Source organism: Mycoplasmopsis maculosa (genome assembly GCF_900660665.1).
Taxonomy (GTDB): Bacteria; Bacillota_I; Bacilli_A; order Mycoplasmatales; family Metamycoplasmataceae; genus Mycoplasmopsis; species Mycoplasmopsis maculosa.
In genome coordinates this window covers 543,811-557,135 of the sequence record NZ_LR215037.1, presented here as the reverse complement: position 1 = coordinate 557,135, position 13,325 = coordinate 543,811, and the positions used below count along the sequence as shown (strand labels likewise).

Annotated in this window: 13 protein-coding genes, 3 tRNA genes and 1 CRISPR repeat array; of the genes, 12 read left to right on the top strand and 4 right to left on the bottom strand. The window is 23.4% G+C overall.

Annotated features, from left to right (window positions below):
* The first annotated feature begins 82 nt into the window (after window positions 1–82).
* The 11 genes from cas1 (at window position 83) to EXC47_RS02295 (ending at window position 8,223) form a co-directional block, all read left to right on the top strand.
* Window positions 83–967: a type II CRISPR-associated endonuclease Cas1 gene (gene cas1 / locus EXC47_RS02345; protein WP_129646762.1), complete on the top strand. Its 885-nt coding sequence runs from the start codon at window positions 83–85 to the stop codon at window positions 965–967.
* A 4-nt stretch (window positions 968–971) separates the two neighbouring features.
* Window positions 972–1,280 carry a CRISPR-associated endonuclease Cas2 gene (gene cas2, locus EXC47_RS02340; RefSeq protein ID WP_223211705.1) on the top strand — a complete coding sequence of 103 codons (309 nt, stop codon included), beginning with the start codon at window positions 972–974 and terminating at the stop codon, window positions 1,278–1,280.
* Window positions 1,280–2,023 (top strand): hypothetical protein, encoded by a 744-nt coding sequence (locus tag EXC47_RS02335; RefSeq protein ID WP_129646758.1) that lies wholly within the window; start codon window positions 1,280–1,282, stop codon window positions 2,021–2,023. The genes cas2 and EXC47_RS02335 overlap by 1 nt, the downstream gene beginning before the upstream one ends.
* A 5-nt stretch (window positions 2,024–2,028) precedes the next feature.
* Window positions 2,029–3,123: a CRISPR direct-repeat array (repeat unit 36 nt; unit sequence ATTTTAAGTTAGTACAATTCTTGTGTAAGATAAAAC).
* 193 nt (window positions 3,124–3,316) lie between these two features.
* Window positions 3,317–3,400: transfer RNA gene (locus EXC47_RS02330), tRNA-Tyr, on the top strand.
* An 8-nt stretch (window positions 3,401–3,408) separates the two neighbouring features.
* A tRNA-Gln gene (locus tag EXC47_RS02325) sits at window positions 3,409–3,483 on the top strand.
* 60 nt (window positions 3,484–3,543) lie between these two features.
* Window positions 3,544–4,314 carry an MAG0110 family membrane protein gene (locus EXC47_RS02320; RefSeq protein ID WP_129646756.1) on the top strand — a complete coding sequence of 257 codons (771 nt, stop codon included), beginning with the start codon at window positions 3,544–3,546 and terminating at the stop codon, window positions 4,312–4,314.
* A gap of 45 nt (window positions 4,315–4,359) precedes the next feature.
* The gene (locus EXC47_RS02315) at window positions 4,360–4,962 is read left to right on the top strand and encodes a chromate transporter (RefSeq protein ID WP_129646754.1); all 603 of its coding nucleotides are present in this window, start codon (window positions 4,360–4,362) and stop codon (window positions 4,960–4,962) included.
* Complete coding sequence (locus EXC47_RS02310; RefSeq protein ID WP_129646752.1) at window positions 4,962–5,627, top strand: chromate transporter; 666 nt, start codon at window positions 4,962–4,964, stop codon at window positions 5,625–5,627. Before EXC47_RS02315 ends, EXC47_RS02310 begins: the two co-directional genes overlap by 1 nt.
* Before the next feature lie 43 nt (window positions 5,628–5,670).
* A complete protein-coding gene (locus EXC47_RS02305) occupies window positions 5,671–6,582 on the top strand; it encodes an RluA family pseudouridine synthase (RefSeq protein WP_129646750.1) in 912 nt (303 codons plus the stop codon).
* 12 nt (window positions 6,583–6,594) lie between these two features.
* Complete coding sequence (locus EXC47_RS02300; protein ID WP_129646748.1) at window positions 6,595–7,560, top strand: hypothetical protein; 966 nt, start codon at window positions 6,595–6,597, stop codon at window positions 7,558–7,560.
* Window positions 7,561–7,602: 42 nt separating this feature from the next.
* Window positions 7,603–8,223 carry a ribonuclease HII gene (locus EXC47_RS02295; protein ID WP_129646746.1) on the top strand — a complete coding sequence of 207 codons (621 nt, stop codon included), beginning with the start codon at window positions 7,603–7,605 and terminating at the stop codon, window positions 8,221–8,223.
* 14 nt (window positions 8,224–8,237) lie between these two features.
* Here EXC47_RS02295 and EXC47_RS02290 read toward each other — a convergent pair whose 3' ends face one another.
* The 3 genes from EXC47_RS02290 to EXC47_RS02280 form a co-directional block, all read right to left on the bottom strand.
* Window positions 8,238–8,906: a LemA family protein gene (locus EXC47_RS02290; RefSeq protein WP_129646744.1), complete on the bottom strand. Its 669-nt coding sequence runs from the start codon at window positions 8,904–8,906 to the stop codon at window positions 8,238–8,240.
* A gap of 27 nt (window positions 8,907–8,933) precedes the next feature.
* Window positions 8,934–10,712 carry an MAG1210 family protein gene (locus EXC47_RS02285; protein ID WP_129646742.1) on the bottom strand — a complete coding sequence of 593 codons (1,779 nt, stop codon included), beginning with the start codon at window positions 10,710–10,712 and terminating at the stop codon, window positions 8,934–8,936.
* A gap of 97 nt (window positions 10,713–10,809) precedes the next feature.
* Window positions 10,810–10,885 (bottom strand) — tRNA-Thr (locus tag EXC47_RS02280).
* An 80-nt stretch (window positions 10,886–10,965) separates the two neighbouring features.
* On the opposite strand from EXC47_RS02280, the gene EXC47_RS02275 reads away from it, so the two are divergent.
* Window positions 10,966–12,096: a DnaJ C-terminal domain-containing protein gene (locus EXC47_RS02275; protein WP_129646741.1), complete on the top strand. Its 1,131-nt coding sequence runs from the start codon at window positions 10,966–10,968 to the stop codon at window positions 12,094–12,096.
* A gap of 55 nt (window positions 12,097–12,151) precedes the next feature.
* Here EXC47_RS02275 and EXC47_RS02270 read toward each other — a convergent pair whose 3' ends face one another.
* Complete coding sequence (locus EXC47_RS02270; RefSeq protein ID WP_129646739.1) at window positions 12,152–13,324, bottom strand: MAG4270 family putative restriction endonuclease; 1,173 nt, start codon at window positions 13,322–13,324, stop codon at window positions 12,152–12,154.
* Between the last annotated feature and the right edge of the window lies 1 nt (window position 13,325).

The following is a 13,325-nucleotide window of genomic DNA, read 5'->3' as shown; positions in this document are numbered from 1 at the left end:
CGCTTTGTTTTAAGTTGTACAATTCTTGTGTAAGATAAAATTTAAGTTGTACTCTTTTATTATAAATCAAACTGAGAGGAATATGAAGAAAATAATTGACGTTACTGAAACATCTTACATACATTTATTTCTTAATAATTTAATTTTTACAAAAAATGGTGTAAAAATTATGATTCCTACTAAAGATATAGAAACATTAATAATAGAAAATACTCATTTAACTATAAGTATTGCTTTAATTAATAAATTAGTTGATAATGGAGTTAATATTATAATTTGTGATGAAAAACATTTACCCAATGCTTTGCTTATTCCATATCATAAATATTATAGTGTTAAAAATTTACAAAATCAAATAACTTGAAATTTAGATTTTAAAACAAAAGCTTGACAATTAATTGTAAAAACCAAAATTTTTAATTCTTTAAAAATATTAAAAACTTTAAAACTATTAAATAAGGAAAATGAAGATAAAATAATCAATTATTCTAACTCTATTGTAGGGTTAGATTTTTCTAATGCAGAAGCTCATGTAGCAAAACTTTATTTTAAGTTATTATTTGGTGAAAAATTTAAAAGAAGCGATGAAGAAAACTTTATAAATAGATATTTAAATTATGGTTACTCAATTTTATTAAGCTATATAGTAAGATCTCTTTGCAATAAAGGTTTTGATGTTCGTTTAGGTCTGTTTCATAAAAGTTATAGTAATAATTTTGCATTAGCAACAGATATAATTGAACCTTTTAGATGTTTAATTGATTTGCATTTATACAAGTATATAAAAAGCAATGAATTATTATCTTTTAAAGACTATAAAAAAGTAATTTTCGATATTTTTGAAGAATTTATATTTTTTAAAAACGAAAATGTAAAAGTTTCAAAATATATTGATTTATTTGTTGAAGAAATATTAGTAAAAAATAATTTTGAAAAGGAATTATATTTTGAAAGAATTAAAGGATAGATTTATGAGAATTATCATTATGTATGATATTTCTATGGATAATGAAGAAAAAGTTAAAAAATATAACACTTTTAGAAAAGAATTATTTAGGTTAGGGTATACAATGATTCAATATTCAATATATTCTAAAAGATTAGAAGCACATACATTTTATAAAAAAGAGAAAGAAAAAATTATTAGTGTTATACCAAGGGAATCAAATGTAAGAATAATGATGTTAACTGAAAAGCAATATCAAAATATAGAATTGCTTAATGGTGAAAAATCTTTAAACGAAAAATACAATAATAGAGAAAGGTTTATAGAAATATAATGTTAAAAATATTTGATGAAATCATTGATGAAAACTATAACGGAATACGGATTATAGATATAGAAAACACAAATTTGTTTTTAAAAAAATGCTTTGAATTTGAAAAGGGAAATGATAAATCCTTTATTAAAATAAATGGAGAGTATATTAATAGTGAAAATTATTTATTAATAGATAATTTAACTAAGGTTTCTGATTTACTTAATTTTACTAGCAAAAACATACTTTTTAAGTCGATTCAAAATTATTTTTCAAAAGATTTATCTATATTTAATATAGAAAAGTTAAATAATATTATTAAAAATATTAATAAAAAATTTGATGAAAATATTATTTCATTATCATTGGATAATAATAAATTAATAAAAAATATTTTTAGTTTAGACGAAGATATTTATTTAAATTTACTAGTTTTTGAAAATTACTTAAAAAATTATGATTCAAAAGAAAAGCTTACATTTATTATTAATGATGTTGAATGAATATCAATAAAATTTATGCTTAAATATATTAATAAATTTAATTTTATTGTATTAACTAACAATAGTCAGAAATATCTAAGTAGTATAAATGAAATAATATTATTAAGTTTTTACTCAAAAAATAATTTTGTTAATATAACTTTTTTGGAACAAATTGAATCAATATTAAATGAAATAAAAATTGAAAAAAATATGAAAAAAATAGACATAATTTCAAATAAAAAGCTATTTTTTGAATTAAAATCAACTTTTTTCTTGTAAATGACATTTTAAGTTAGTACAATTCTTGTGTAAGATAAAACAATCAAGTGAAACCTTATCTAAAAATCTAAATTTTAAGTTAGTACAATTCTTGTGTAAGATAAAACAAAGGAGTAAGTAAAAGTTTTGGGAGAATGAATTTTAAGTTAGTACAATTCTTGTGTAAGATAAAACTTAGAGCTTATAAACGCTTCAATTAATAGAAATTTTAAGTTAGTACAATTCTTGTGTAAGATAAAACGTGAGTCGTCAAATTTAACTATAAGAGGACATTTTAAGTTAGTACAATTCTTGTGTAAGATAAAACTTATTTTAATTTAGAGGATGAAGGAAAAGGATTTTAAGTTAGTACAATTCTTGTGTAAGATAAAACAAGTTTTACAAAAATGAAGTAAAGACGACGATTTTAAGTTAGTACAATTCTTGTGTAAGATAAAACTATAGCTAAAAGTATACAAAATTTACACTAATTTTAAGTTAGTACAATTCTTGTGTAAGATAAAACAAAATTGCTATTTTTCCATTTTTAAATAAAGATTTTAAGTTAGTACAATTCTTGTGTAAGATAAAACAATATTTAAGCTTTGACGGCAAATACCATAATTTTAAGTTAGTACAATTCTTGTGTAAGATAAAACTAATGGTGACCGGATCTACATTTTGATTAGATTTTAAGTTAGTACAATTCTTGTGTAAGATAAAACCTTTTTCTGATATTAAAGGGACAGGAGCAAATTTTAAGTTAGTACAATTCTTGTGTAAGATAAAACTAACTGCACATTCGTAATATCATCTTCCTTATTTTAAGTTAGTACAATTCTTGTGTAAGATAAAACTATTAGAACAAAAACAAAATAAACTTACATATTTTAAGTTAGTACAATTCTTGTGTAAGATAAAACCAAGATAGTCTATACCTTTTTTATAAATTGATTTCAAGTTAGTACAATTCTTGTGTAAGATAAAACTTTAATTTAATAGATGATTATGACGGTCACATTTTAAGTTAGTACAATTCTTGTGTAAGATAAAACGATTAGCAACTAAAACAGAAATTCCAAACAATTTTAAGTTAGTACAATTCTTGTGTAAGATAAAACGAGATAAACAGGCAATAAAAAAGCTAAGCCCGGGAAGACTTAACTAAAATAATTATAACATATTGATTAATAACAAAAATAAAGCATATAAAATTTTATATTTTTAAAAATTTTATTAAAAAATAAAAAAATGTTTTTGTTTTAAACTTTTTTAATTATAATAATAGTGATATTTAAGAAAATATCTCGGTTTGGAGGGGTAGCGAAGCGGCCAAACGCGGGTGGCTGTAACCCACTTCCTAACGGTTCGGGGGTTCGAATCCCTCCCCCTCCACCATTTTTTATTGCCCCATAGCCAAGCGGTAAGGCAACGGGTTTTGGTTCCGTCATGCGTTAGTTCGAATCTAACTGGGGCAACCATATCATCCTTAAAGGGTGATTTTTTTATTTTTTAAAATAATGTAATAAAATTTAATTATTATGATTACACAAAACAATAATGAAAAATTAAGTTTTTGAAAGCCAAAAACTTATACTGAAGAACAAAAGGTTTCTAAAAATAAACTTTTAGCAAGTGCATTTATATGATTTGGATATAGTATGTTTATTGCATTTTTAACTGGCATTATAACAACTTATGCAATAAGTTGGAAAACTGATACAATAGGAACAGCTGGTATAGCAGTAATGCTAACATTTGGAATTTTAGGGGTAATTTCTTTATTTATAGAATTATTTTTTGGTTGAAGAATGAATTTCTATGTTCAATTAGTTTTTGTTACATTTGGAATGATGTTCTTAGGTTTTGCAGTAGTTAGCTTAATTATTCTTTTTACAGTAGCTAATAAAACAGTAGAATATTTACTTTATTCAATAAGTATACCAATGTTATTATTCATACTTTTTGGTTTTCTTTCTTATTACAATAAAATAAAAATTAAGCCTGTTTATATATTGCTAATTATTATGGCTATAGTAATGCTTATTTCAACAATAGTAGGTTTCTTTGTCTTTTCAAGATGATTTGAAATGTTTTATGTCACTTTATCAGTTTTTATTTATAGTTTAATACTTTTAATTGATATTTATATGATTTCAAATGCAAATAGATATTTTAATGAACAAATGAATACAAAAAATACAAATAAAGAAATAATGAAACTAAGTATTTATTTTGGTTTTAAAATAGCTTACGATTGTATATATTTAATTTATTACTTATTTAGAATTTTTATAGAATTAAAAAATTAATAAAATTAGCTAGTTTAAACTAACTTTTTTTATAATTTAAATATTATGTCAGAAATAAGAGTAAGAAAAGATGTAAGTTTTTGAAAAGTATTTTGATTTATTATACTTTCAACCTTTATAGGATTTGGTGGAGGAAATGCGTTATTTCCGATTTTAAAAAGGTATAGTGTAGATAAATACAAATGATTATCTGAAAAGGAATTTGAAGAGAATGTTTTAATAACAAATATGTTGCCTGGGCCAAGTGTTATTGAAGCTTTAAGTTATATTTCATTTAAAATGCTAGGTTTTTGAAAAGGACTAATAGTAGTTATTTTCGCTGTTATACCGCATGTTCTATTAGCTTTTTTACTTATATATTTTTCTCAGTATATTGAGAAAAAATATTTATATGTAATAGAAGTAGGGGTTATGATAACTATTATAGGTTCATTAATAATTTTTGTTTTAAATTACTATAAAAAAGGTATAAAAGGAATAAAAATATCCTTGTGATTTATATTATTTTTAACAACTTTTTTATTTACTTTATTTATTCCTGCTCCATACAATATGCCTGTTGGAATAATGATTTTGGTAATTATAATTTTTTCATTAATTTATTTTGCTAAAAAATGCTTAAATAAAGAAAAAGAGGTAAAAAAATAATGACTTTATTTTTATTACTTTTATTCACAATAGGACTAACGATAGTAATTAGTTTAAGTGTTTTCGGTGGTGGTCAAATATTTATGCCTATTTATAGACAATTTTGGTCACTTTTAAATACATTATTTAATACAAATATTTCAGAAAACGACATATCTAATATTTTTACTTTAAGTAACTCAACTCCAGGTGTTTTTTCAACTAAATTAGCATTTGTAACTGGCTATTATGTTGCTAATGGAGAATGATGAGGCTTTATTTTTATGTTTATAACATACCTTTCATTTATATTAGTACCGATTTTAATAATGTATTTTGCTATGAAACTTTCACAAAAAAGTAAAAATAGTGTTTATGGCAAAAAACTTTTAGCTATAATGAACCCAATTATTAGTGCAATAATGGCAGCATTAGTAATTCAATTATTAATAGGCATAATAGCTCCTTATTTTGTTTTTAACAAATCAATAAATGATTATTTTAAAATAGATGAAAATAATTCAAAAGCACTATTTTTTAGTGGTTTTAGAAAAATAGCCTTATTTATATTCGTTCCAACAGGTATTATATCAAGTGCTATTTTATATAAATTTAAATTTCCTTTATTAGCAATATTATTTATTAATGTTATTTCATCATTTATAATTTTTGCTCCTTGAGCCTAATATTTAAATAAATAATTTAAATTTAAATATATAATATTTAATTATGTTAAAAATAGAAGTTACATACAAAGAAAGAATAGATAAATATATCAGCGACAATAGTGAAATTAGTAGAAATGATGCTAAAGCTCTTATTGAACAAGAGGCTGTTTATATAGATGATGAAAAATATGTAAGAAAACCTAATTACATTGTTCGTGAAGGAATGGTTATAACAATTTTAAAACTATTAGAAAAGGAAATTGATATTGAGCCAAAAGATATGCCGCTTGATATTAGATATGAAGATAATGATTTAATAGTTTTAAACAAACCAAGTGACTTAGTAGTTCATCCTGCACCTGGTCATTACAATGACACTTTAGTTAATGGGCTTTTACATCATTTCAATCAACTTTCAAATAATAATGGTTTATTAAGACCTGGTATAGTTCATAGAATTGATAAGGACACAAGTGGTTTATTAATTATTGCTAAAAACAATGATTCACATAATAAATTAGCTGATATGTTAAAAGAACACAAAATTAAGCGTTCTTATATTGCTATTGTTGAAGGTATACTTGAAAATAAAATTACTAAAATTAATTTGCCTATAGCAAGAAGTACTCAAGATAGAAAAACGATGACAGTTCATAGAGACGGTAAAGATTCTATAACTATTGTCCATCTATTAAAAACATTTTATATTGATAAAAAGCCTTATTCTTTAGTAAGATGTGAACTAGAAACTGGAAGAACTCATCAAATTCGTGTGCATCTATCATATATTAAACACCCTGTTTACGGTGATCCAATTTATGGTAAATTTGTTGATGATTTTAATCAAAGATTGCATGCATACAAATTAGAATTTGAACATCCATTTACAAACAATTTAGTTAAAGTGTATGCAGAAATTCCAAAAGAATTTGAAATCGCAGATTACAATTTTGATGAATTATTAAACAATTAAAAAAGGAGTACAATGTTTGATAAAAGTTTTTTTAATGAAAGAAGTTATGAAGGTTTGTGGACACATTACAAAAAAACCTTTCTACCTATTTTTATAGCAACAATATTTTCTTTTGCATTTATATTATTTTTTGAATTAATATCAATTGGTTTGCAAATAGCCCATGTTTCAAAATTAGGTTTAGCAGAACTAACAAATTCAGGACCCTATGCAAAATGATCAGTTAATGATGGTTTTAAACAAGGTTTAACATTATTATATTTATTTACTTTACCTAGCTTTGTTATAGTAATTTTTACATTATCCATTGTATACATTTCAATTTCAATTGCTAAAGGTAAAAAAGAAAAAGATTTTTCAAATTTAGCAGGATGACCAGTTATAGCTTATTTAGTCACTTTTATTAATAGCATTATATTTGTTATAACTTTAGTTTTCACAAGATTCGAAAATATAGATGCTATTTCAATTATTAGAATAACTATTCAAGTTATTTCAGCAATTACAACTATTGTTTTCTATTTATTATTTATTAGAAGATATATGTGGGTTAAATCATCTTATATTGTTGTAAAACAATATTTAGAAAGCATAAGAATTCAAAATGAATTAAAAAATGACCCTAATTTCCAAAATATATTTAGCTTTATAAATAGATATTCTGAAAATAACAATAATTTTGAAGAAGAATCAAAAAATAACAATAATAATTCAAGTGAATTAAGTGAAAAAGAAGCAAAAAGAAAAGAAAATTTTGATAAATTAATGGAATTACCAAATGAAAAATTATTTGATGCTGCAAAGGGATTATTCATAAGTGGCTATGAAACAATGTCTAAGGAAAAATTAGTTAATATTTTATTAGATATATTTGAAAAACAAGAACAAGATAAACAAAATTATTCTTCTAACGAAAAAGAAGAAATAAAAATTGAAGAAACAGATGCAGTTGAATCAGATAATTTAGAAGAAAAATAGAATGAACTTTTAAGTTCATTTTATTTTATATAGGAGATATAAATGTTACTTTTTGAAAAAAATAATTTTGGTGACAAAACTTTAGTTGCAGGCTTTGATGAAGCTGGGAGAGGATGCTGTGCCGGCCCTTTAGTTGTAGCTTCTGTAATAATGCCAAGAGATTATAATAATGATTTAATAAATGATTCTAAAAAGTTAAATGAAAAAACAAGAAATGCTTTATATGAAGAAATTATTAATAATGCAATAGATTATTCTATAGTATTTTTAGATGCACAATACGTAGATGAAAATAATCCTAAACAAAGTTCTAAAAATGGTATGAAATTATGTTTAGAAAAACTTTCTAAAAAACCTGAAATATTAATTACAGACTTTGAAAACATACCAGAAACATCTATAAAACAACTTAATTTAGTAAAAGGTGATTCAATTAGCTTTAATGTAGCTTGCGCTTCAATTTTAGCTAAAGTATCTAGAGATAGATATATGATTGATATTAGTTCTAAATACCCTGAATACTTTTTTGATAAACATAAAGGATATGGAACAAAATTACATCAGGAGATGATAGAAAAATACGGAACTTGCAAAGAACATAGATTATCTTATAAAAATGTAAAATTAGCTTTAGAAAAACATAATAAAAAAATCAGCAATTAAACTGATTTTTTGTTTTATTCAAAAAAGTTACTTCTTGCTTTTTCTTTTGTTTCAAATGAAACTGAAAAAGGAATTCTTGTTGTATAGCCTGCCTTTGCAGCCACTATTTGTTTTGAAGGTCAGTTAAAAATTTCTTGATTTCATTGTAAAACAGTGTCATTATAAATTTCACGTGCAGCTGTAATTTCTTTTTGCAAGTAAGAATTTTCTTGCATTGCTCTTTTTAAAGAATCATGAGCTTGTAATTCAGGATATCTTTCAATTTGAACTTTTATTCCGTCAAAAGCAGAATTTAATTTGGTATTAATTTCACTTCTTGTAAAATCGTTGCTTGCAGTTGCCCCTGATCTTAAAGCGGCAATTTCAGTCATTACACTTTTATCAAATTCTATAGCTTTGTTCATAATTGAAGCAGCGTTTTGTAAAATTTGAACTCTTTGTTCTAAAAAGTTATCAACTGTTGAGGCGTTGTGATTTATTTTTTGTTGTAATTGTCTTAAATAGTTTCTACTTTTAATTTTTACAAATAGAAATATTAATCCAGGTATAATAAGAATTCATAAAAATATTTCAAAAATTAAAGATCCTGCTCCAACTTTAACAGGTATTTGTTTTTGAATAACATTTATGTCTTTTCCTTCTGAATTTACTGGACCAGTTAATTCATCTAATTCATTAGCCATAATAATTCTCCTTATATTTTATTTGTATTACATTTTTCTTATAAAATTAATAATTGTTGAATTTTTATTCATATTAATTATACTTGAATCATTTTCATAATTTTGGTTTGTTTCGTCATTTTCACATTCGTATTTATTTAAAGCTTTTACATGAAGTCTTGATTTTGCACTTACTGGGACATATTCATATCAAGTAACAGGAACTGAGTGTAATTTTCCATCTCCTCCTCTTACTGAAATATAATCAACTCTTTCAAAAGAATCAAAACCACTTGAAATTACATCAATTTCATCATATCCTGATTCTATGTTTTTATATCTACCAATAATTTTATTTATGTTTTGTGTTTTTGAATTTTCATGAGCAATCAATTTTGGGTTGATTAGGTTTATGTAATATTCTAAATCGTATTCTGACATAAACATTTGCTTATCCTCTTCATAAATATTTCTTTCATATGGTGTATTCAAATATAAAGGAATAGCAAATATTGGAGCAAAAGAATGATAAATATTTTTAAAATAATTTTCTTGGTATTTTAAAAAGTTATCAATTAAAATATCAACGTCATAAGTTTCATAAAAGAGCTTTTCATTTGTTGCTAATGGGAATTCATTTAAATGTTCAGAAATTAAAGCATTAATTTTATTAAATTTAATAAAACTAAAATCATCACCATAATTGTTCTTATCTAATAAAACTTTTTTCATACTTTTTTGAGCTAGAGGAGTAAAAAGTAATCTATATTCTAATTCATTATTTCTATCTTTTGCATTAAAAATAGATTCAAATTCTAAGTTACCACTCATTGATTTAAAAGTTCTGCCTTCTTTAATTGCCTCCTGATCCATTTTCGTGAATACTTTATTCATTTTATTTATATGCTTTTTATATTCTTTTTCACTTAATTTTTCTATATGGCTAAATTCTCTAGTAAATTTTAAATTTGGGGCAGCGTTATTTAAATAATATAAAACATTTTGTGTATTGTAATAAGGATAAGATTTAGTAACATGTGCTGTTAACGTTTGAGTCCTTAAAACAGCTCTTCTCGTACCGTTTGCGTCTGTAGAATATTCTGTTCAGCTAATTGTAATTGATCCATAATAATTTTTAGTTCCCATAGTCATTGTTAAGTTCTTCTTAATTACAAAAGGATTATTTAAAACATAACCACTTTGCAAAAAAACACACGAACTGTTTTTTGAATCATAAGGGTCTTCAAAACCAAAATTGATTTTATATTCAAAAAGCGTTTCGTCTCTTAAATACTTATCAAATTTAATTATAGAACAAGCTTCAGTTAATAATTTTTCACGTATACCATGTTTTATTAATGGAAACACAGGTGCTATTAGCTCTTTAGCTTTTTCATAATGCTTTATAAGAATTTCTTTGTTGTTTTTTCTTATTTTATTGTTTTTAATTATTAAAGTTAAAAACAGCGATAAAGAAGCTATAAAAATAATAGGAAAAACAACAAATAAAGTAATAGGTGTACCAAATCATTTTAATGATACATATAAGAAAGAAGCAATTAATAAAGCCACTATAGTTAATATTGAAATAGATATTAAAATACCTTTAAAAATTGATCCTTTTCTCTTTAATTTATCATTAATTTCACTATATTTTCTATATTTTTTAGATTCTTCTTTATTTGTTGAAACATCAATCCCTGATTGTTCAATAATATCATTTATATATTTTTTACTTAGCTCTTTATGTTTTGTTTTAAAGTTTTTATTATAAGCCTCTATGGGATCGTAATCAATTTCATCAATTGCATTAAAATTTTCTTTCATATCACTCCTCAAAATGTTATTTATTTAAATTATATTATTTTAAAAATTAAAATAAAAAAACTGTTTAATAAAAACAGTTATTTGGTCAATAAAGATATGGTGCCAACAACAAGATTTGAACTTGCGACCCCATCCTTACCATGGATGTGCTCTACCTGCTGAGCTATGTCGGCATATAAAAATTATACAAGAATAAGAATATATTTAATATTTATTAGCACTCTATTATATATTTTGCTAAAATATATTTATTATGGATAACAACAAAGATTATTATGCAATATTAGGTGTATCTAAAAATGCAACTGAAAAAGAGATAAAAATGGCTTATAGAAAATTAGCTATGCAATATCACCCAGATAAAGTTAAAGATGGTTCAAGCGATGAAAAAATGCAAAAAATAAATGAAGCTTATGACATATTAAGTGACCCTAAAAAAAGAGAACACTATGATAGATATGGAGCTGATGGACCACAAGCTGGAGGATTTAGTGGAGCTAGTGGTTTTGATTTTGGCAGCTTTAATATGGATTTTGGTGATATATTCGGTGATATTTTTAGTAATTTTGGATTTGGTGGCGGCTCAAGAAGCAGATCAAAACAAGCAAATCAAAAAATGAAAGGTGAAGACATTTTAAGCCAAATAAGTATTTCATTTACAGATGCTATATTAGGCAAAAAAATAAGCGAAAAACTTAAAAAATTTGAATTATGTGAAACATGTAAAGGACATGGAGCCTTAGAAAAAGATATTAAAACTTGTTCAAAATGTCAAGGTTCTGGTAGAATGCGAGTTAGACAAAGAACTCCTTTTGGTATAACTGAAGTTTTAACAACATGTGATTTATGTAATGGCAAAGGAAAAGAAATAGCAAATAAATGTTTAACATGTAATGGTGAAGGATACAACGAAAAACTTAAAAATGTTGCATTCTATATTCCTGCTGGAGCAGATAATAAAACACAAATAAAATTAGACGGATATGGAAAAAAAGGTATCAATGGTGGTCCTAGCGGGGATATGTACGTTAATGTTATTGTTAATGAACATAAATTCTATAAACGTTCAAATCTAGATTTATTTATTGAAGTTTCTGTTTCATTTTTAGATATTATTAGAGAAAACACTATTAAAGTTCCAACTCCATATGGTCCTGAAGAATTAAAATTAAAAAGAAATTATCAAAATGGAAAAGTTATTACACTTAAAAATAAAGGTATAAAAACTAATAAAGACTCTAGAGTTGGTGATTTACATGTTAAATTAAATTTACAAATGCCTAATTTTGACGAAAAAGTCTATAAAAAAATGGTTTCTGATTTAGAAACTTATTTAGATACAACAAATGCAGATTTTATTTCACAAGTTGAAAAAGAAAAATAATTTATAACGCTTTTTAAAAAGCGTTTTTTATTTTTAGAAAGAAATGTTAAATTTTTTAATATTTTTTTTCAAATAGAAATTTTTCATAATTCTTTAAATAATTTTTTATATTAGGAAATTTATTTAGATTAATATTCATACTTTTCAATTTATTTTTAACTTCATTTGAAATATCATCCGTTAAATATTTGACTTCACCTGTTTCTGAGTCTCAATAAAATTTGTACTTATCATATTCTGTATGTAAATTAGGTTCTAATTTTAGTAAATTATTCTTATCACAAATTTTATTTAGTATTTTTTTATATTCTTGCATTTTAAAAATATCTTTTAAAGTATTATTTATTTTATTTTTTTCTATAAAAGAATAAATTTCATTTTTAATTTCTGAAACAGGATATATATGCGCAATTTCAAATGAAAGATACTTTTCTATTGAAAATAAATATAACTTATCTACTATGTTACGTGCAATATTTCTTTTAGATCTAATATCTTTTAAAACTTCTAATGAATAATTGACAAAATCATTTTTCATTTTTTTCATTTCTTTTTCTAATAAATTAATTTTGTTTTTTTCTGCAGGATTTTTTAAATCTTTAGATTTTATATTTTCTATTTCATATATAAAACTAAAAATTATTTGTCATATTTTGGTTTTGCTGAGAAAAAAATTGAATTGATCTTCTTTTAATTCAATAATTTCATATTTATCACTATTTATATCTACTATACTATTTTTTTTATTTATTTTTAAAATATCTAATAGCATTATTAAATTATTTTTAAATCTTTCATTATTTGATTTTATCTCAGAATTATTAGGGTTTTTGTATGAACCGGAAGGATTATTACCTTTAAATAATGAAATCAAACCTTTTAAAGTTCCTTCATAATTTGAATTTAAGAAATTATTTAAAAGTTCTAGTTCTTCTTTGTTGAATTTATATAACATTTTAGAATTTTCATCGGGTCTAGGTGCTTGCCTTTTATTTTTATTTTCTGGTCACAGTAAATTTGTAATTTTATCCCTTAATACAAAATTTGTATTTTTATTTTTAAATCAAGAAGGAGTAGTATAAAAATCAAAAAGTGTGCCCTCTTTTATATTTAATTTATATTTTACCAATAGCGCGTCTTCATTAAAATAACATATTAAATCAGCTAAAAATTTTTGTTTGGAGTTAGTCTTAGAAAAAATATTAAATATTATTTTTATTATTTTCATT